Source organism: Spirulina sp. LEGE 11439 (assembly GCF_059821285.1).
Window position 1 is genome coordinate 171,049 of record NZ_JCAMRX010000003.1, and the last position, 19,109, is coordinate 190,157.

Annotated in this window: 18 protein-coding genes and 1 pseudogene; 11 read left to right on the forward strand and 8 right to left on the reverse strand. The window is 43.2% G+C overall.

The window, feature by feature from the left end; translation table 11 throughout:
- Together AC6RV6_RS03345 and AC6RV6_RS03350 are read left to right on the forward strand one after the other, a co-directional pair.
- Complete coding sequence (locus AC6RV6_RS03345; protein WP_500238899.1) at positions 1-1,284, forward strand: aminotransferase class I/II-fold pyridoxal phosphate-dependent enzyme; 1,284 nt, start codon at positions 1-3, stop codon at positions 1,282-1,284.
- Between the two features lie 119 nt (positions 1,285-1,403).
- Entirely contained in the window at positions 1,404-3,089 is a 1,686-nt protein-coding gene (locus AC6RV6_RS03350) for a GH3 auxin-responsive promoter family protein (protein WP_500238900.1), read from the forward strand.
- Between the two features lie 397 nt (positions 3,090-3,486).
- Here AC6RV6_RS03350 and AC6RV6_RS03355 read toward each other — a convergent pair whose 3' ends face one another.
- The 4 genes from AC6RV6_RS03355 to AC6RV6_RS03370 form a co-directional block, all read right to left on the reverse strand.
- On the reverse strand, positions 3,487-4,794 hold the full coding sequence (locus AC6RV6_RS03355) for a Tudor-knot domain-containing protein (RefSeq protein WP_500238901.1): 1,308 nt from the start codon (positions 4,792-4,794) through the stop codon (positions 3,487-3,489).
- A gap of 27 nt (positions 4,795-4,821) precedes the next feature.
- Positions 4,822-6,057 carry a hypothetical protein gene (locus AC6RV6_RS03360; RefSeq protein WP_500238902.1) on the reverse strand — a complete coding sequence of 412 codons (1,236 nt, stop codon included), beginning with the start codon at positions 6,055-6,057 and terminating at the stop codon, positions 4,822-4,824.
- A gap of 163 nt (positions 6,058-6,220) precedes the next feature.
- Positions 6,221-6,712: a pentapeptide repeat-containing protein gene (locus AC6RV6_RS03365; protein WP_500238903.1), complete on the reverse strand. Its 492-nt coding sequence runs from the start codon at positions 6,710-6,712 to the stop codon at positions 6,221-6,223.
- 75 nt (positions 6,713-6,787) lie between these two features.
- A complete protein-coding gene (locus AC6RV6_RS03370; protein WP_500238904.1) occupies positions 6,788-7,441 on the reverse strand; it encodes a hypothetical protein in 654 nt (217 codons plus the stop codon).
- Positions 7,442-7,597: 156 nt separating this feature from the next.
- On the opposite strand from AC6RV6_RS03370, the gene AC6RV6_RS03375 reads away from it, so the two are divergent.
- Together AC6RV6_RS03375 and AC6RV6_RS03380 are read left to right on the forward strand one after the other, a co-directional pair.
- Positions 7,598-8,287 carry an ATP-dependent Clp protease proteolytic subunit gene (locus AC6RV6_RS03375; protein ID WP_500238977.1) on the forward strand — a complete coding sequence of 230 codons (690 nt, stop codon included), beginning with the start codon at positions 7,598-7,600 and terminating at the stop codon, positions 8,285-8,287.
- 104 nt (positions 8,288-8,391) lie between these two features.
- The gene (locus tag AC6RV6_RS03380; protein ID WP_500238905.1) at positions 8,392-8,994 is read left to right on the forward strand and encodes an ATP-dependent Clp protease proteolytic subunit; all 603 of its coding nucleotides are present in this window, start codon (positions 8,392-8,394) and stop codon (positions 8,992-8,994) included.
- 47 nt (positions 8,995-9,041) lie between these two features.
- On the opposite strand, the gene AC6RV6_RS03385 is transcribed toward AC6RV6_RS03380, so the two are convergent.
- Both AC6RV6_RS03385 and AC6RV6_RS03390 read right to left on the reverse strand, forming a co-directional pair.
- Positions 9,042-9,791: a Uma2 family endonuclease gene (locus AC6RV6_RS03385; RefSeq protein WP_500238978.1), complete on the reverse strand. Its 750-nt coding sequence runs from the start codon at positions 9,789-9,791 to the stop codon at positions 9,042-9,044.
- A 490-nt stretch (positions 9,792-10,281) separates the two neighbouring features.
- Positions 10,282-10,470, reverse strand: a pseudogene (locus tag AC6RV6_RS03390) (acylphosphatase); the annotation flags it as partial.
- A gap of 108 nt (positions 10,471-10,578) precedes the next feature.
- Here AC6RV6_RS03390 and AC6RV6_RS03395 point away from each other — a divergent pair.
- Complete coding sequence (locus AC6RV6_RS03395; protein WP_500238981.1) at positions 10,579-10,896, forward strand: hypothetical protein; 318 nt, start codon at positions 10,579-10,581, stop codon at positions 10,894-10,896.
- Positions 10,829-11,317 (forward strand): hypothetical protein, encoded by a 489-nt coding sequence (locus AC6RV6_RS03400; protein WP_500238906.1) that lies wholly within the window; start codon positions 10,829-10,831, stop codon positions 11,315-11,317. The genes AC6RV6_RS03395 and AC6RV6_RS03400 overlap by 68 nt, the downstream gene beginning before the upstream one ends.
- Here AC6RV6_RS03400 and pheT read toward each other — a convergent pair.
- Positions 11,234-13,690, reverse strand: a complete 2,457-nt coding sequence (gene pheT, locus AC6RV6_RS03405; protein ID WP_500238907.1) for a phenylalanine--tRNA ligase subunit beta — start codon at positions 13,688-13,690, stop codon at positions 11,234-11,236. The two genes, AC6RV6_RS03400 and pheT, sit on opposite strands and share 84 nt — an antisense overlap.
- 388 nt (positions 13,691-14,078) lie before the next feature.
- Here pheT and AC6RV6_RS03410 point away from each other — a divergent pair, with 388 nt between their 5' ends.
- Positions 14,079-15,719 carry a serine/threonine-protein kinase gene (locus tag AC6RV6_RS03410; RefSeq protein ID WP_500238908.1) on the forward strand — a complete coding sequence of 547 codons (1,641 nt, stop codon included), beginning with the start codon at positions 14,079-14,081 and terminating at the stop codon, positions 15,717-15,719.
- Positions 15,720-15,748: 29 nt separating this feature from the next.
- On the opposite strand, the gene AC6RV6_RS03415 is transcribed toward AC6RV6_RS03410, so the two are convergent.
- Entirely contained in the window at positions 15,749-16,927 is a 1,179-nt protein-coding gene (locus AC6RV6_RS03415) for a sensor histidine kinase (protein ID WP_500238909.1), read from the reverse strand.
- Between the two features lie 240 nt (positions 16,928-17,167).
- On the opposite strand from AC6RV6_RS03415, the gene AC6RV6_RS03420 reads away from it, so the two are divergent.
- The 4 genes from AC6RV6_RS03420 (at position 17,168) to AC6RV6_RS03435 (ending at position 18,955) form a co-directional block, all read left to right on the forward strand.
- Positions 17,168-17,755, forward strand: a complete 588-nt coding sequence (locus AC6RV6_RS03420) for a hypothetical protein (RefSeq protein ID WP_500238910.1) — start codon at positions 17,168-17,170, stop codon at positions 17,753-17,755.
- Between the two features lie 72 nt (positions 17,756-17,827).
- Positions 17,828-18,241 carry a hypothetical protein gene (locus AC6RV6_RS03425; RefSeq protein WP_500238912.1) on the forward strand — a complete coding sequence of 138 codons (414 nt, stop codon included), beginning with the start codon at positions 17,828-17,830 and terminating at the stop codon, positions 18,239-18,241.
- A 49-nt stretch (positions 18,242-18,290) separates the two neighbouring features.
- The gene (locus AC6RV6_RS03430; RefSeq protein ID WP_500238913.1) at positions 18,291-18,584 is read left to right on the forward strand and encodes a DUF8820 family protein; all 294 of its coding nucleotides are present in this window, start codon (positions 18,291-18,293) and stop codon (positions 18,582-18,584) included.
- A 77-nt stretch (positions 18,585-18,661) separates the two neighbouring features.
- Positions 18,662-18,955, forward strand: coding sequence for a hypothetical protein (locus AC6RV6_RS03435; protein WP_500238914.1), 294 nt, complete (start codon positions 18,662-18,664; stop codon positions 18,953-18,955).
- The last annotated feature ends 154 nt before the right edge of the window (positions 18,956-19,109 follow it).

Genomic DNA, 19,109 nt, shown 5'->3' on the forward strand with positions numbered 1-19,109 from the left:
GTGAAAGTTGTCCAAGACTATATGCACGCCACTTACAAGAGCGGGCTTTATCCAGACAAATTCATCTGCCATAACAAGCAGGGAAATTTAGTTGACGTTGAAGATCCGGCTACAGGGAAGCGCCATAAGCTCCTCACCTTCTGCACGAATGATGTTTTGGGCTTAGTTCAGTCAGAGGATGTCAAACAAGCCGCCGTAGATGCAATCTGGCAGTATGGCACCTCTAACAGTTCTTGCTCGGTGTTGAGCGGTCGCATTGACCTCCATCGCCAACTCGAGGAAGAAATCTCAGCCTTTAAGCATCTTTCCCATACCCATCTATTTCTCAATGCTTGGATGGCAATGCAGGCATTAATGGATGGGTTTTGTCATTTAGCCATCCCCATCCCCGGCTTCCGCAATACGCGCGAAACTCTAATTTTAACCGATATTCTCAATCACGGTTGTATTGTTTCTGCGGTGGCTAATGCTGATAATCGCTCTGGGAAAATGTTTTCTCAGAGTCCAGAAGTACGAGTTAAAGCCTATCGTCACTGCGATCTCAATGACTTAGAACGTAAATTACGGCGTTACTACCGTCCGGGCGATCGCTTGATGGTGGTTTCTGACGCAGTATTCTCGATGGATGGGGATATCGCGCCCTTACCGGGAATGTTGGATGTTTTAGAAAACTATCCCGGTAGCGTCATCGTCATGGATGAAGCTCATGCCAGTGGTGCGCTAGGTAAGTCGGGAGGGGGGATTTACGACCATTTCGGCATTACCCCTCAATCGGTACTCGATCGCGGCATGGTGCCGATTATTATGACCACCTTCTCGAAGTTTGCCGCTTCTGCTGGAGCCGCGATTAGCAGTCACTCTCGGGAGTTGATCGATCTGTTGGATGTTTCCCCGACTTCCATCGGTACGATTTCTCTCCCTCCCCCAGTGACAGCCGCCGCTTTGGCCAGCATCCGTCAAGTCAGAGAAAATCCCTTACTTGTCCAGACGCTGCAGGCCAATACCCGCTACTTGCGATCGCTCTTGAATCAAGAAGGATTTAACCCCATTGGCGAAACCAATGTTATTCCAGTCCTTCTCCCTCCAGAGCTTAACCCCAAACACTTTGCCAATCATTTGATGGAAGAATATGGTATTTGGGTGTCCCCCATTTGGTTTATTGCCAAACCGCGCCTGCGAATTACTGCGAATGCTCTCCATACCCGCGAGGATATGGATCGCTTGGTTGAAACAATGGTCGCCACGCGAGAAGCAATTTATGCTTCTACGGACAAGGTGAGCTAAAACGCGAACAACCGCGCTAAGCGCGGTTGTTTATTTATTATTGGTTGTTCGCAATTTTTTGCTCAATTACAAATTAATTAACAACTGATAACTGTTCACTGATAACTGATAACTGAAAAATGCCCGATTTAATCTTTTCTGTTTTACGTGCGATCGTCCAACGTGCCAAAAATGATTTTATTCGCAAAACTCATTCTGTTGAAGCGGTACAAGAACGGTTTTTGCTGGAAATGCTGCGATCGCATCAAAATACGGAACTCGGTCAAAAATTTGGCATTGGTAACTTGACAACGATAGAGAAATTTCGCGATCGCGTTCCCATTCTTCCCTACAGCAGCTACGATCCTTACACGGAGCGCATTGCCCAAGGAGAGCAAAATATTCTTAATCCCGATCCGGTAATTTATATCAGCTTAACCAGTGGTTCTACCGGTAAACAAAAGCGCATTCCCGTGACGCGACGCTATCAGAAAAGTTTGGCAAAACCGAACTTAGCCGCCTTTGGGTTTGCGATCGAGGCCTTAGAAAAGCAAGCCAAACAAAAAGGTTTACCGCTTAAATTTGGAAAATTATTAAATACAAATTCTGCCAACATTCAAGGTGTAACCCGTGGTGGCATCGACTATGGACCCGTAACTGTCGGTAGCATTCGCAGCAATCGTTTCTATCGCCCACTCTTGGCAATGCCTTACGATGCCTTAAAAGTTGCGGATAGTATCTCACGCCATTATGTTTGTTTATTATTTGCCTTGAGCAATCCTTCGGTGGGACAAATGGTGACCAATTTTCCCATGTTAATTTTGCGAACTTGCGGTTATTTAGAAAAATATACGCCAGATTTAATTCAAGATTTGCGATCGGGCGCGATCGCAGATTGGGTAAAAATCGAACCCAAATTACGCCACCACTTGGAGAGAAAATTACGCACCAATCCTCAACGTGCGGCTCAATTAGAAAAGATTGCCAACGCTACAGGAAAACTCACCCCAAAATCAGCTTGGCCGGATTTATCTTTAGTCGTTACAGCAATGGGAGGAACCTCAGATTTTTATTTCCAGCGCTTCCCCGATTATTTTGGCGATACGCCAATTTTTGGTGGTGTTTATGGCAGCGCAGAAGGAACATTTGGCGTTTGCTACGATCTGAATCAAGAAGGCAATATTTTATCGATTGGTAGCAGTTTTTATGAATTTATCCCGGAAGAAGATTGGGATAAAGAAAACCCGCAAACTCTTTTAGCAACTGAGGTTAAAATCGGTCAACGTTATCGAATACTCGTGACGAGTTACAGTGGTATTTATCGTTATGATATCGGCGATGTTGTCGAAATTTTAGGATTCTACGAACAAGCCCCGATTATTGTTTTTCGCCATCGACGCGGGGGCTTATTGTCGGCAACGACGGAAAAAACGACGGAGTTTCATGCAACCCAAGTGATGCAGGCATTAAGTCAAGAATTTAACTTGAATTTAGATGATTTTTGCATTACGTTATCCGATAATGAATTCCCTTCTCGCTATTTAATCAATATCGAATTAACCGACGGACAAACCTTAGCAGATCCGCAAAAATTCCTCTCTCGTTTTGAATATTGGTTGGGAGAATTTAATAATCCGTATACCACCGTGCGATCGTCGGAAGTTCCTCCTCCTCGCTTGCAAATTTTAGCCCCCGGAAGTTTTGCGATCGTGCGTCAGCGACAACTGGCGAAGGGAATGTCGGATAGTCAGCTTAAAATCCCTCATATCAGCGAAGATCGGGACTTTCTGCAAGGATTGACTATTTTGAATAAAATCGACCTTTAAGTTGGAATAGTGCAAACTCATTTAATTTTATAATCTATGGCACCAATACAAAAAACTCCGTTAGATGCAGTTTTTGAGAATGTAGGGCGCAAGTTTACTAGAGTTTTGGAAAAACCAGTACAATTGACCAGAATTGATAATGTAGTTCTCACTGCTTGGTCAAATACATGGGAACCGAATATGGAAATGGTTATCTTAACAATCTCTCAGAAGAGGAAAAGGAAAAACTTCAGATCAAAAAAGATTTGCCATTAGGTTTATAGAAAACTAATGACGATCGCAGAGCTTTTTGTGTTTACGATACGGCAAATCAAAATAATATCTCTCACTTCTTAAGCTGGAAAGAGATAAATCGAGAAAATGCGATCGCACGAAAAAAGTGATTAACCGACAACTATTAATTAATGTCGTCTAAATCCACCCATTCATCAAAAGAATCGTCTTCACCGATATAATGAACGCGATATTGATCGCCATCGATCTTTTTAATAACAGCAGCATACCATTCTTCCTCATCATCATCCCAAACCTGTACTTTTTGACCGATCGCATAACCATTCTCATCAGCATCGGTGCGATCGCCAGAGCGAACATTTTTCTCTTTCACCCAGTCATCTTCTGAAGTTCCGTAACCGACATAATGAACAAAATAACGATTTTTTCCTTTTTTAACTTCTATTTTGTGGACTGTCGCTTCATACCAATCTTCCTCATCTTTATCCCATACTTCGATTGTATCGCCGATAGAAAACTCGGCAATTCCTCCTTCAGAATCATTATTATCTAAGTCTGTTGGAGTATTTTTTAAATCTTCCTTCACTAATTCATAAGCATCTAAAATCAAGCGACGAGAAACGCTTTGAATGCCTGTATGTTCGTAATAATTTGTGGTTTGATCCAATACTGCGGCGACAAAATCCAAGTTATCATCGGCAATTTGGACAAATTTTCCTAAACTCTGAGAAAGGGTTTGGGGGGTAATCCCTGTTTTTTCAATAAACCCATTCATCCATCCTTCGATCGCCGCAAAACATTGATTGAGAAAACCAACACGATCGCTGGTCGTATCGCCCGGTAATTTATCTTGAATCCCCAAGAAAACGGGATTTTTAGTAATTACTCCTGCATCAATTCCTTGCACGATCTCGTGAATTTTTGTCAGAAAATCCGGACCCAAAGGCAACATTCCATCAATGCAAACTAACGCAACCATCCGCATAAAACCCGCACCCTGATAATTTTCCGCCAAAGAAGTCGCAAATTTTTGCGGGTTGGGTTGTGGAATACCATTCAGTTTGCAAAAAGCAATAACTTCAACCGCTATTTTCAATAACAAATCGATAGTTTGAGTCGTGTCAGCTTTCGGAGTAATATTACTGAGAAAAGAGAGAAAACTAATTTTTTCACCAACTTTATTCGCCAGTGCTGCTGTTGCCATTGCCACATCAGCCTTATCGATCGCCTGATACAATCCAATTGCACCCTGATAACCCGTATCGGGATCGAGATAGAGAGAAGCAGCGCGATCGTGGATATGTCGGACGATCTTAGCATCAGTTTCCTCGGTAATCTTAGTAATAGTTTCATCAAATCCGACCAGATTATCCCATTGACCGGGGGCAATAAAATCAAGTGCTTTGAGAACCTTGACGGTAATATTATCTTTGGGGAGTTCGTCAACAAGTTGAATAATCGAATTGCTCATCAGTTTATCCTCACGAAAGGCATTTTTTTAGTTAAAATCTTTGCTATTTTGAGATGCTCCACATTCTTTACAATATGATAGCTTTTTATAAGTCAAATTGTGGCAGTTAGGGCATTCAACATATTGATAATAACCACAATGGGGACAGTGAGGATCGTGAGGTCGCAATTTCTTTGCACATTTAATACACCGCACTTTTTGAACTCGGTTAGCTGCTTGAATCTTAGGATTGAAAACAATCTTTTGAAAAAACTTAATCATGCCAAAGCCGAGGGCGGGAATGAGCAAAATATAAAGATAATTAATGAGAAAAAGCAATCCCCCGAAAAGATTACTAATGAGAGCGAAAAGAAATTCAAACAATACCCCGACTTGCAGAAATTCAAAGATTTTAATAATTAGTGGAATAAAAAAGATAACCAATAAATGCCAACTCATCAGCGCCATGAGTCCATACCCTTTGCGCTGAGAAAAATTGTGCAGCAATAAAGCAATAACGATCAGAGGTACGAGAAAGAGGGATTGAAAAGCAATCTGGATACTGGGATACCAAAAAGAAGCGCGTTTATAGTCTTTCTCTGCGCTTAAAAATTGTTCGTTCTCATTCAGAAAACCGATTAGATTGATACTTTCTGGTTTTGAGAACAACTCATTTTTCAGATCGGAAATTTCTGTTTTTAAGGTAGTAATATTACGATTATTCTCATCTAATTCTTGTTTGGCTTTTTCTGCACCGACGAGATTAATCGAGCGATCGCGCGATTGTCCGGCTATTTTTTCTAACAATGTTGAATCATATTGCTCGCGAATTTGGTGATTTTTTAATCCTAGAGTATTGATTTGTGCCTGTTTTTGCTCGATATTAGTTGAGATTTGCTGATTTTCGACAGTATTAACTTTATCCTTTAAGTTTCCATAACTCAAGCAAGTGGGAGAAACTTTGCCTAGATGTCCTTGTTCGATTTGTTGATATCGGTCTTGAAATTTTACACTCTGTTGTAAGGAAGCGCGGATCGTTTCATAGTCCTTATCTGGTGTTGCGAGATCGCGATAATCCACCCATTCAAAATAACAAGGATGAGCCAGAGAAGGATCGAGATACCAGCGACCGATATCGTCCAGTCCGGAAAAAACATTGATTAAAATAAAAATATCAATAATAATAATAACAACAATCAAACTCACTTTGTTGATGGGTTCGTTATTGATTTTTCTCGATTTATTAAAAAAGCGATCGCACAAACGACGTATTTTAGAAAACATTTTAGTTCTCTCCCAAAACTTGGTGAAGTGACTGAGGTTTCCAGCAGTCTCTGACTCAAATATCTATGATATCGTTGCTGAGTAGGACGCGCTTATTCTAGAGGAATCCCCGTCCATTTCACGACGGGGAGGATGTCATAGACAGTCACAAAACGAAATATTTTTAGCACCCTAAAGATGCTTTAGTTGCAATCCCTGTGACTGAATTCACTCCAGAAGCTCTCTGACAAAGTTGTTTTTGTTGCTGGCGATCGAGAATGGCAAAACTAAAGTCCGCTCCAGTAATATTGGCATTGTTAAATAGAGAGCGTAAAAGTAATGCCTCTGTAAAAATGGCATCGGTTAAATCGGCATTTTTAAAATCGCTGAGATAGGCAATACCATTGCCAAAATTGGCACCGTGCAAATTCGCTGCAATGAGAGAACAGCCATTAAAAACCGCACCGCGCAAATCGGTATTGCTAAAATCTGCCGCTCCGAGATTGGTATTGGCAAATTCAGCCTCTTGGAGATTTTGACCGGCAAAATCTTGGCTGACCACGACTTCATCATCATAGGCGCGAATTAAAGAAGAACTTCCGGCGATCGCAGAAGTGGGAAACCATAATATAGCGATCGCAACGATACCCGCCCAGAAAGCAACAGCATATTTCATCGTAATTGTCAACCTTTACCAAACAAAACGTCACTTAAATTTTATTACGGGTTGGTGCCATTTTGCGCGAAAAGGCTAGAGCAACTCAAAGGAATCAAAAAAAGTTTGCTTGGCTAAGGATAGATCGCGTTCGTTTTCGTTTTTCCCGATCGCACCAAAAAGATAAACGCGATCGCGCACTTGGTAAAAACGCAAGACAATTGTTTCCTCGCCTTCAATGCCCATTAATTCTCGACCCGGATAATCAGCGAGGAATATCTCGGTCTCGCGAGTGAGGGTCATTCCCGTATCAGCAACAAGGCGATCGCGTAACTCGGACAAGAAAACGTCTGGATCGGCAGTGGAGATCGATCGCAAGGGCTGAGAATAACTTACCAGAAAGCGAGATTCTGATTGCGCGGCAATCAATTCAGCCAAAACCAGTATACCCATTGATGTAGGGATTTCCCGACCTTGCTGCGAGATTTCTCCGGTGGGCATCCAGACGCTAAAGTTTCCTTCTCGGAAGAGAAATTTTTGCCATTGTAGTTGCCCAGAATTAATCGTGAGAACGGAAGTGTTAGGGGAAGACTCTTGTAGGGTTTGGATTTCTCGCTCTAACTGACGATTACCTTCCTCAAAAAAAGTCGGGCGATCGGGGAAGAGTTGTGCTTGAGCGGGGACAGCGCACTCCCAAAGGAAAAAGAAGGCAGCGATCGCGCTCTTGTTCGGTTGTTGCGATGAATTCATGGTTCAACCTCCAACTCAGGGACGGTTTGAGAACGCTACCTTCATTCTATAAGCTAAAATCAACAAATAACCGTTGGCGATCGGGTCAAACGCTTCAAGTTTTTCCCGCCCGACACAAGCAAGAAAAACTTGCCAGATTGTTCAAATATTACGATGATGAACCAACCGATCCGAGCCGTACAATCGCCTTATTATCGAGGAAGTGGTTCCTATCGCACTCCTCCGCCAGATTTACCGTCTTTGTTGCTCAAAGAACGAATTGTTTATTTGGGTTTACCCCTTGTTTCTCCAGACGAATACAAACAACAAATGGGGCTTGATGTCACGGAACTCATTATCGCCCAACTCCTTTTCTTGCAATTTGACGATCCCGAAAAGCCCATTTATATGTACATCAATTCCACTGGTACTTCTTGGTATGGAGGCGAAGCGATCGGTTTTGAAACAGAGGCTTTCGCCATCTGCGACACGATGAACTACATCAAACCCGCCATTCATACGATCTGCATCGGTCAAGCGATGGGAACGGCGGCGATGATTCTCTCTTCAGGCACAAAAGGCTGTCGCGCCAGCTTGCCCAATGCCACCATTATTCTGCACCAATCTCGTCAAGGTGCTCAAGGTCAAGCCTCTGATATTCAAATTCGGGCGAAAGAAGTGCTGGCCAACAAGCAGGCAATGTTAGAAATTTTTGCCAAAAATACGGGGCAAACCGTGGAAAAACTGGAAAAAGATACAGACCGAATGCTTTATCTCACACCAGAAAAGGCGCATGAATACGGTCTCATCGATAAAGTTTTGGAAAGTCGTAAAGATCTGCCTCAACCCGTTCCCGCACTCCCTTAAAACAGTGAACAGTGAACAGTAAACAGTCAATAGATGCTATTGAAGCATGAACTGATAACTGATAACTGATAACTGAATAACGTTCTTTATTTACGATTTTTATCATGCCTATTGGTGTTCCCAGAGTCCCTTATCAAATGCCCGGTCAGCCTTATGCTGATTGGATTAACATTTACGATCGCCTTTATCGCGAACGGATTATTTTCCTCGGTCGCGGTGTCGATGATAACTTAGCGAATCAGATTATTGCCATTATGCTTTATCTCGATTCGGAAGACCAAAATAAGCCCATTTATTTGTACATCAATTCCCCCGGTGGTTCGGTGACGGCGGGCATGGCAATTTTTGATACCATGCAGCATATTAAGTCGGAAGTTGTCACCCTTTGCGTTGGTTTGGCGGCTTCGATGGGGGCTTTTTTACTAACAGCAGGAACAAAAGGAAAGCGTTTAGCCTTACCTCATTCTCGCATCATGATTCACCAACCTTTAGGCGGCATTCAAGGTCGCCGACAAGCCACCGATATCGAAATTGAGGCCCGCGAAATTCTGCGGATTAAGCGACAACTCAATGAAATTATGGCAGAGCAAACGGGTCAAGCGATCGATAAGATCGAAAAAGACACCGATCGCGATTTCTTTATGTCTCCTTATGAGGCCTTAGAATATGGCTTGATTGATAAAGTGATTGAAGATCGAGATCTGTAGCTTGGTTTTCATTTAATTCTTAAAAGCACGCAAATTGCGTGCTTTTTTTAGTCCATCGAGTCTGGATCGATTCCTCGTGCAAGGAGGCGATCTCGTAATTGTTGTAATGCTGTTTGTGCTTGTTCCTTTTCTTGTCGTTCACGATCGGCTCTTTGGGATTCGCGATCGGCTCTTTGGGATTCGCGTTCGGCTGAAGTTGGGATCAAATTCCCCGAAGCATCATAAAAACGCAACCATAGCCGTTCGATCCTTTTATGAGTTCCGTGCCATAATCTTAATCCTAACTCTAACTCTTCTAACCAAAGTTGATTATGGGTTACTTCTAATTCTTGATAGCGAGAGAGAGAACTTTCTAAATGAAATGCGCGAAAATAATCCCGTTCGCGATCGTAAACAACATAATACGGTACTTGTAGAAATTGCTCGTAAACTTCCCATTTCGTCGGCGGTTCATTGTCCTCTCTAAAAGTTTGTCCCAAATCTTCTCGTTGAGTACTGGAAGATAATAACTCTACAACAATAAAAGGATTAACTCGTTCTTGCCAAATCACATAACTCATGCGTAAATCTCGATCTTCATAAAGTCGAGGAACTCCCACAACCCCAAACCAATCTGGACGTTTGTATCGTCGCGTGCTGTTCTCGTCGTAATAGATATTGAGATCCATTGCCGAAAAAACCTGCTCTGACGAGTAATTGCGAGGTTGAAATGTTTGCTCTAATAATTCGGCTTGTAAGGGGTGATATTGGTCTGGCAAACCCGATTCTCCTACTTCTTCACTCGGTAAGTCGTACATTGTGGGCAGGTCTTCCCTTTTGGGCTGTTTCTGCTGCCTTTGAGTGAGGTTAAACATAATTTGTATCCCAAGGGTTTATCCAGTCGAATTATACCAAATCCAGCGATTGTAGACTCTATGAAGGCGATCGGTAATGTTTGAGCGATCGATAAACTCACTCAAACATTACCATTTATCTTTTATTTGCGATCGAGAGGAGCAACCCAACCAAAAAAGACATCATTCTACGATCTTGCCAAGATCGTAGAATGATAGCCGATATTGTTCGTCAACGATCGCCAGTCCCAAACAGCCAATTACCAAAGTTAAGGCGATCGCAGGCAACGAGGAATTTGTAGAAGAAGAAACTTTGTCTAATATTCCCAGTTCTCTTGATGGTATTGTTCCTATTGCCGATAATAAATAAATAGAGGAATAGCCTTAACATTGTATTATGACTTCTTCCCTAGAGAAAATCGAGCCAAACAACACGAAAAAACTCAATACAATCTCAATAGCGAGTTTCAAATCCTTCTAATCCTTCCCATTCCTCGTATTCGATCGCGACATCGCGAACGACTGCTGCTGGAGAACCGCGATCGCACCACTCGATCATCGTTTCAACTACCTCGCGATCGCCTTCAAAAACAGCTTCTACCCGTCCGTCAGCCAGATTTCGCACCCAACCCTTAACGCCTAAGTAGAGAAATTACTTCTTTTTCTCTGGGTCAGCAAGATATTAGCGATCGCTTGCAAATTCCTCAAAAACTCTACGGACGAGAAAAAGAAATCGAAAAGCGATCGAAAATTGCGAATTTGGCGAGAAAAGTTATCCCAGGCATTGGGAAATAACGGACAAATTATCGTTGATATTATTCCTGAAGTCGAACTGATTATCGGCAAACAAGATCCCGTTCCGACTTTAGGTGCAAATGAAGCACAAAATCGCTTTAATTTGATTATCGGACAGACTCCCGATCGCGTGAGAAAGCTGTCACGATTAATTCAAGAAAAAACAAGAGGAAATCCTTCGCGAAATCTTATCTCTCGCGGCTTATTTGGGAGCAGAATTCGATTTAACGACATTAACATGGATCGCAGAACGATCGCCGCAAGCTGTTTTTGAATTGTTAAAAACTGCTCTCGATCGCCACTTTATTTTCTCAGTCTCGGAATTGGACGAAAACTTACTCATTCAGTCCTACAAATTCGCCCACGATCGCATTCAACAAGCAGCCTATGAACTCATTCCTGAAACAGAAAAAGCAGAGACAAATGTAGCGATCGGTCGCATTCTTTGGGAAAGAATTTCAGAAAGCGAGCAAGAAGAAAATCTTTTCAATATCGTCGATCGCCTTAATTGCGGGATTTCCTACTTGAGCAATCTCGAAGAACGAGAAAAACTAACTCGTTTAAATTTAAAAGCGGAATGTAAAGCAAGACAAGCCAATGCTGTTGACACACTACGATCGCAATGTTACCGCAAACTTTTCTGTAAGCGCCTCCCGTACCTTTTGATGAACGGGTTCGATTTCATTGTCCGTTAAAGTGCGATCGCTGGCACGATAAGCCAAACTAAAAGCTAAACTGTGCTGACCTTCCGGGACATTTTTCCCCAAATAGCGATCGAACAGTTCCACTTTCACCAGCAAATCTTCCCCTGCTTCCCGCATGGTTTTTTCCAGTTCCGCCACGGGAAGATCCACCGGGGCAAAAAAGGCGAGATCGAGGGCGACGGCGGGATATGGCGAGAAAGATTGAAATTTCACTCGTGCCTCGATATCGATCGCTGCAAGTAAAAGTTCCGCATTCAATTGAAAGAGATAAATTTCCTCGGGCAGATCGCGATCGCGCCGTACTTGGGGATGTAACTGCCCAAAAATGCCCAAACGCTTCCCAGACAACTCTAAAGCCGCCGTGCGTCCCGGATGTAAGCGATCGTCCTCCTCGCTGGCTTGATAGTCAACCCGCACCCCCAAACGCGCAAAAGCTGCCTCTAATAGCCCCTTGGCTTCATACCACGACATTGGCGAACCTTTCCCTCCCGTCGTCCATCGTCCTTGAGGAAAGAAATCGCCGCTTAAAATCCCCGCGATCGCTTCCGTTTCGCAAAATTTACCCGCCTCATCGCGAGAAAAGATTCGTCCCAACTCAAAGGCATTTAATGCCCCATTGCCCCGCGTAAAATTGTACTCGTACGCATTGATAAACTCATCCAGCAATTCTCTTCGCAGGGCAGAGTATTCACTGAGTAAAGGATTCGAGATCGGCACCTCCGAGATTTCCGGTTTCACGAGGGAATAATGCACCAATTCCGTCAAACCGATACCGCGAAAGGCTTCCCGCAATAAACTTCGGGCTTGGTCGATCGCAGGAATGCTCCCCGGTAAAGTTTGACTCGGGAGAGTTTCGCAAAAGCGATCGTACCCATACAACCGCGCCACCTCTTCAATTAAATCAATTTCTCGCTCTAAATCCCCATAACGGTAAGGCGGCACCGTCACCCGCCAAACCCTCTCATCTCTAACATCCTCCTTATCAAGGGGGGGGATATCCAAATTACAATTTAAAGCCGTGAGAATGCGTTCCACATCTTCAGCCGCCAGATCGATCGCCCTCCCATTTTCTCCCTTCACCTTACCCAAAATTTCACGAATGCGGCGAAGACGCAATTCAATCGTCCGCGACCAAGACGCGCGATCGCTGCGGTTGTCGTCGCGATCCTGTACGGTTACTCTTCCCCCTGCCAATTCCAGAATTAATGCGATCGCTCTTTGACCAGCAATATCCAGTTCTGCTTGATTAACTCCCCGTTCGTAACGCGCCGAGGCTTCCGTCCGTAACCCCTGACAGCGAGCAGAACGACGAATAAAGACCGGATCGAATAAAGCTGCTTCTAATAATAGGTTGGTCGTGCCGTCATAGACTTCTGTTTCTTCTCCTCCCATCACCCCCGCCAGAGCAACCGGAGTATCATTGGCCGTAATCAGCAAATTCTCAGTTTGTAATTGCCGTTTTTGCCCGTCCAACGTTGTGAGAACTTCCTTTTCCTTGGCAGAGCGGACGCTAATGGTTAAATCCTTATCATCCGTAACTGCTTGCAGGCGATCGCGATCGAAGGCGTGTAACGGTTGCCCCCACTCCAATAAAATCAAATTGGTCACGTCTACCACATTATTAATCGGACGCACTCCCGCCGCTTTTAAACGAGATTGTAGCCAATCGGGAGACGGCGCAATCGTTACGCCTTCAATAACCGTACCGATATAAACCGGACAGCCGCGAGACTCTTCCACCGCAACGTTTAAACCCGAACCGTCGGCGATCGCGACCTCGGGAACTGCCGGTAAATGCAAATTTCCGCCCGTGAGGGCTGTTACCTCCCGCGCAACCCCCACCATGCTCAACGCATCGGCGCGATTCGCCGTCGAGGTCAAATCTAAAATAACATCATCCAATCCCAACAACGGGCGAACGTCTTGTCCCACTTCCAGATCGGCTTCGGTAAAAATATGAATTCCCGCCGACTCTTTTTCCAAGCCCAATTCTTTCAACGAGCAAATCATGCCAAAAGACTTAATTCCCCGTAATTTGGCCTTTTTTAACTTCAGATCGATAATGGGTAAATAGGTCTTGGGAGGAGCAACCGCCACAAAAATCCCCGCCTTGACATTGCTTGCACCGCAAACGATGGTCGAGGGGTCATCTTTCCCGATATCTACCTCGCAGACGCTCAATTTATCCGCATTGGGATGGCGTTGGCAGTCCAAAACCTTCCCCACCACTACCCCATCCGCCCAGAGACGGCGATCCTCAATATCCTCGACTTCAAAGCCAGCGATCGTTAAGGTTTCCGCCAGCTTGCTCGCGGGCAGTTCGATATCCACCAATTCCCGCAGCCATTTTACAGAAATTTGCATTAACTCGTCGTTTTTACTGAAAGCGTCAATTTTTTATCCTACAAGGAACGGGGCGTTTTCGGGAAAAAGCGGGCAAGACTAAGGAAAACGGGATTATCTCAAGTTGCTTTCCAGACTTTTATTTTAGTGAAGTTTAATGAAGAAAATACATGGTTTTTAACCAATCCTCAATCGAGGCGATCGCGATCGCCAGCGAAACCTAAATTCTCGGTAGGAATATCGTTAGAAATTAAGATATCCTAGGTATTGAGAGGAATTTTCTATTCCTCAACCGCAAAATTATCGGTATTTTGTCGGCTTATTTAATGAGGGGTTATACCCCCTACCCTTCTAGATAGAGTCTCTTGAAGTCCTTGTTTTCCAACAACGTTACATTCGGTGACGCTGAATGAGTTATTGCCTCAATCCTTCCTGTTCTTCCCCCAAAAACCCCGATAATGTCGAGGTTTGTCAAAGTTGCAGCGTGCCTATCTTAATGCGCGATCGCTATCGAGGAGTAAAATCCCTCGGTCACGGGGGATTTGGCACGACATTTCTGGCCCTTGATATGTCCTTACCGGGGAATCCCCCCTGTGTAATCAAACAATTGCGCCCGACAACCAACGATCCGCAAGTCTTTCAAATGGCGAAAGAATTATTTGAGCGGGAAGCAGAAACTTTAGGGAAAATTGGCAATCATCCCCAAGTTCCCAGACTTTTAGATTATTTTGAATACCGCCAACATTTTTATCTCGTCCAAGAATATGTGAAAGGCAATAATTTACAACAGGAAATTAAAAAGAATGGCCCCCTCAGCGAAGCAGGAGCGCGGCAATTTTTAAGTGAAATTCTGCCGATGATTCAATATATTCACGCTCAGCAAGTCATTCATCGCGATATTAAACCGGCCAATTTAATTCGCCGAGAGCAAGATAAAAAGTTAGTTTTAATTGATTTTGGAGCCGTTAAAAATAAGGTAAATCCTCAAGCTGCTGCCAATACTTCCGATCAAACCGCTTTAACGTCCTTTGCGATCGGAACCCCCGGCTTTGCCCCTCCCGAACAAATGGCACTGCGTCCGGTTTATGCCAGTGATGTTTATGCCCTCGGTGTAACTTGTATTTATTTACTCACGGGAAAATCTCCCAAAGAGTTAGATTACAACCAAAAAACTGGGGAGATGGAATGGCGCAAAGAAATGGATATTTCCGACAAGTTGGCTAAAGTTTTGCAAAAAATGTTAGAAGTGTCTGTTCGCCATCGCTATAAAACTGCCGATGACGTTTTGCGGGCAATGGAATTAGAAGCCTATGAAGATAGTTTAAAACAAGGATTAATTACGCCACAAGGTCAAGAGAGTAGTAGTAATTTATCCCATTCTGGACGCAATTCGGATTCGGGTAAGACCTCTTCCGATCGCGCCAAACCTTCTTCTGCCTCTCAGAAGTTGGCCGAACAATTGCGACGGCGCAGGGAACGCGGAAAACGTGGCGGTGCTGGACTGGGGGGATACAATTCTTATAATCCGGGAAGCGGATTTTCTGGGCGCGGGTCGCGATTGCCAGATTCTGGCGATATTATGAATACGACGGGCAGACCGGCTAAAAAACGGAAGGTTGTCAGACTGGATGCACAAACGGTTTTAGATCGCTATGTTAAGGGAGTTCGAGATTTTGCTCAACAGAATTTGAGTCAACTGAATTTACCCGAAGCAGAGTTAGCGGGTGGTATTTTTCACGGCTCGAAATTGCGTCGGGTCAATCTACAAAAAGCCAATTTGACTAAGGCCGATTTTGGGAAGGCGAGTTTGGCGAAAGCGAATTTACGCAACGCGAATTTAGTGCGTGCCTATTTTGCTGGGGCGAATCTCGAAGAGGCAGATTTGCGCGGAGCCGATCTCAGTCATGCTAATTTCAGTCAGGCGAATTTGAATAAAGCCAATCTTTGTGGGGCAAATTTGACTAGCGCTAAAATTACAGAGGATCAATTAGCGATCGCTAAAACCAATTGGTCAACGGTTATGCCCGAAGGAAGAAAGGGATTTTGGTAAATCATTAACAAATCCCGAACAACTCATCCCTATCGTGTTGGCAGTTCGATAATGAATTTTGTGCCTTTTTGAGGAGTCGAAAAGCATTGTAGGCTCCCTTTGTGTTTTTCGACGATAATTTGATAGCTAATCGCAAGTCCTAGTCCCATTCCTTGTCCGAGAGATTTGGTGGTAAAGAAAGGATCGAAGATGCGATCGCGAATTTCTGTTTCGATGCCCATACCATTATCGGCGATCGTTATTCTCACCCGATCTTGAGAAATCATTTCGGTGGCAATCCAGATTTTACCGGATTCTCGCTCGGTTGAATTTTCGACTTTTCGAGCGATCGCTTCACTAGCATTCACTAATAAATTAAGAAAAACTTGATTGATTTCTCCCGGATTGCATTCTACTAGAGGTAAGATACTATAGTTTGTTATCATATCAATTTGAGGGAATTTTTTTTTTGCTTTCAGGTAACTTTGTAAAATACTGAGGGTATTTTCTAATCCTTCTTGAAGAGAAACTATTTTATATTTTTCTTCATCTAAACGAGAAAAGCTACGGAGTGATTTAACAATATCTCGCACGCGATTTGTCCCTTTTTGCATAGAAATGAGAATATCAGGTATATCTATTTCTAAATAATCCAGATCGATTGTCTGTATCAACTCTTCAATTTCTGAATGCGTTTGGGGATAGCGATCGCGATATAAATTAACTAAAACTAATAAATTTTTTATATGTTCTTCAACATGAATGAGATTACCATGAATAAAAGAAATCGGATTGTTAATCTCGTGAGCAATTCCAGCCACTAAACGACTGAGACTGAGCATTTTTTCATTTTGAATTAACTGCATTTGCATTTGTTTCAATTTTCTCAAATTTGATTCAGCATTGTTTTTTGCCTGACGATATTTTTCTTGTTTAATAAATAAGCTGTGATAATAAATTCGCACGCTTAATAAAACAAAACACGCACCAAAGAAAAAAACAACTCCCATAAGGAGAGGGATAAGAGAATACATCTCTGTGAGAATGAGATAAATGGCAAAAGAATAACCCAATAGGAAAAAAATCATTAACAAATATAAAAATTTCCATTGTTTTTGTTCTTGCCAATCTGGAAATAAAAGCAAAATTTTTTTAACTTTTAAAATAGAAACAAACATAATTCCCGCTCCCATGAGAATGAGAGGAAGAACGATTAATCTCACATCCATTTTTATTTTGATTAAGTTTCCAATTGAATAAAATACACCTAACTTTAATCATAACTCTTTCCTCTTTTTCAGCGCGATCGCCCTCTCATCCTGCAAATTTAAGCATAAACTTATCGCGATCGCACCAACTTTCTCCTCTCCATCGCCATCATTAATAATGGAATAATTTTCCTTGATTATTTAAGATCGGCGCTATCATGTCTCGTAAATGCCGAGAACATTTGCAGGATAAGGAGACCGATGGCATATACCACCCAACAATTGATTTCCATTCTCGATCGCGAAATGCAAGCCAGTTGGCAAGGTCAGCGCGTTTTACTCTCAGCAGAAGAGCGCTTTAACGATCCCGTCCTTTCCTTGGCATTGGGTCAGGATAAAATTAGTAAAGTGTATGCCTATCGAGAATTTCGCGAACAAATCCACGAGTATCAGCATCAATATAAAGTTTCGGGTTTGATTTGGCGAACTTGTCTGTTTCAAGGCAAAAGTATCTCTTATCCCGAACTGCACAATCAACTGGCTGCCATTCCTGAAGATAAAGAAATTTTACAATCCTCAAAAGAATCGGTGCTACAGTTTTGGCGCGATCGCAGCCGCAATTTAAAATTATGGTTATTGGGTCAAGAACGCCAGCGCATAACCTTAGAAATGGTCGAGGAGTTAGCCAAGGAAGCAGAATGGGCTGAAATGGATGCCACCCTTGATGAGCTATATCTCGGATTGTGTTGGGGAAATCCTCAAGAATGCCGCTATCAATGGGCGATGCCCGAGTCGGGATGTCGTCGTATTGCGGCGGCTCCCAATGAACCCAGTGCGATTAAAATTTAAAGGGTATTAGCAGCGAAAAGAGAGTGCAATTTTCCCACAACTAATCACTAAATTACTAATAACGAATAACCGATGAAATATTTTTCTTGGGTTTTGGGGGCATCTTTATTATGGGGTCAGGGTTTTGCGATCGCGGAAACCTGTACGGCGGAAAATAGTTGCGTCCCGCCTCGCTTACAATTTACCCCAGGACAAACGATTCGAGTTGAAGTGATTAACCGCACGGCAATTCCCATCGAAGTGCAGCAATTGGGCGGTACGGAGCCGATATTGTTATTCCCGGGGGGAATGTCGCCGTTTTTTTGGGGGGGAACCGTAAAACCCAATTTATCTTTAATTTTTTGGGATACTGAAGGGGGCAAATTAATTCTCAATGCCGAGCAAATTGGCGATCGCTTATTACAAGTCGAAATTCTTCCGGGGGGGAGAATTGAAGGAGATACTTCTATTTATCTGCACGATGACGGACGCATTGAAGTTTTCTGAACAATTCGCTACGATCGGAAAATCAATCTTGCTCATTCAGCCAAAAATTATGCAACCCATTCGACAAGGCGACGTACTCTTGCAACCCGTCCCAGAAGCGACGGGACAAAAACTTACTCATCTCACCCTCGCAGAAGGCGAAGTCACCGGACATTCTCATCGCATCAGCAACGGCGAAGCAGAATTATACGAAAAAGAAGGGACGCTTTACCTGCGAGTTTTATCCGATACGGCAACTTTAACTCATGAAGAACATCATGCGATCGCCGTTCCACAAGGAGACTGGTTGGTGAAAATTCAACGAGAATACGAACCGGAAGGGTGGCGTTATATTACAGATTGAATGCTGTCACAGGGTTGTTGCGATTCCCTAAAAATCGTGTTATGTTACACGAGTAAGACAATTAAGGAAAGATCGCCATGAGACTGAAGCGATGGGAGTCGCCTCGCCGTCGAGGCCGCAATGATAAAGGGAAAGGCGGCTCGGCACGACAGCGACAACTGAAAAAACAACAGCAAATGTTGCGGAAAAAGCTCAAAGGAGAATCTATTCAAAGCCAAAAACAAACTCGAAAATCCCAGCAAAAATCAAACCCAATTCAAAAAGAAGGAAGAGATGCTTATTCTCTTCCTTTTTTTTATAAACGCATGATTTGTAATTCACTGAACTTGGCAATTCCTACGGAAAATCTCGCGAGAAATACGGAATTATAATTATCGATCCGGTAAAACTCGGATGCAACGCAACTTTTATCATTATTTTTACTGAGATCGCGAAGTTTTGCGACATTCACAAGAAATTCATAATGGAGCGCTATAAGTAAAATATAGCCCGACCGATTGATTCATTAATATTATCAAAAGTCAA

What these genes read in the sequence shown, in the direction of transcription:
- AC6RV6_RS03420 (WP_500238910.1), top strand. Translation starts at nt 17,168, where the DNA reads ATGGCATATACCACCCAACAATTGATTTCCATTCTCGATCGCGAAATG.
- AC6RV6_RS03375 (WP_500238977.1), top strand. Translation starts at nt 7,598, where the DNA reads ATGAACCAACCGATCCGAGCCGTACAATCGCCTTATTATCGAGGAAGT.
- AC6RV6_RS03365 (WP_500238903.1), bottom strand. Translation starts at nt 6,712, where the DNA reads ATGAAATATGCTGTTGCTTTCTGGGCGGGTATCGTTGCGATCGCTATA.
- AC6RV6_RS03350 (WP_500238900.1), top strand. Translation starts at nt 1,404, where the DNA reads ATGCCCGATTTAATCTTTTCTGTTTTACGTGCGATCGTCCAACGTGCC.
- AC6RV6_RS03355 (WP_500238901.1), bottom strand. Translation starts at nt 4,794, where the DNA reads ATGAGCAATTCGATTATTCAACTTGTTGACGAACTCCCCAAAGATAAT.
- AC6RV6_RS03360 (WP_500238902.1), bottom strand. Translation starts at nt 6,057, where the DNA reads ATGTTTTCTAAAATACGTCGTTTGTGCGATCGCTTTTTTAATAAATCG.
- AC6RV6_RS03380 (WP_500238905.1), top strand. Translation starts at nt 8,392, where the DNA reads ATGCCTATTGGTGTTCCCAGAGTCCCTTATCAAATGCCCGGTCAGCCT.
- pheT (WP_500238907.1), bottom strand. Translation starts at nt 13,690, where the DNA reads ATGCAAATTTCTGTAAAATGGCTGCGGGAATTGGTGGATATCGAACTG.
- AC6RV6_RS03370 (WP_500238904.1), bottom strand. Translation starts at nt 7,441, where the DNA reads ATGAATTCATCGCAACAACCGAACAAGAGCGCGATCGCTGCCTTCTTT.
- AC6RV6_RS03435 (WP_500238914.1), top strand. Translation starts at nt 18,662, where the DNA reads ATGAGACTGAAGCGATGGGAGTCGCCTCGCCGTCGAGGCCGCAATGAT.
- AC6RV6_RS03415 (WP_500238909.1), bottom strand. Translation starts at nt 16,927, where the DNA reads ATGGATGTGAGATTAATCGTTCTTCCTCTCATTCTCATGGGAGCGGGA.
- AC6RV6_RS03430 (WP_500238913.1), top strand. Translation starts at nt 18,291, where the DNA reads ATGCAACCCATTCGACAAGGCGACGTACTCTTGCAACCCGTCCCAGAA.
- AC6RV6_RS03425 (WP_500238912.1), top strand. Translation starts at nt 17,828, where the DNA reads ATGAAATATTTTTCTTGGGTTTTGGGGGCATCTTTATTATGGGGTCAG.
- AC6RV6_RS03385 (WP_500238978.1), bottom strand. Translation starts at nt 9,791, where the DNA reads ATGTACGACTTACCGAGTGAAGAAGTAGGAGAATCGGGTTTGCCAGAC.
- AC6RV6_RS03410 (WP_500238908.1), top strand. Translation starts at nt 14,079, where the DNA reads ATGAGTTATTGCCTCAATCCTTCCTGTTCTTCCCCCAAAAACCCCGAT.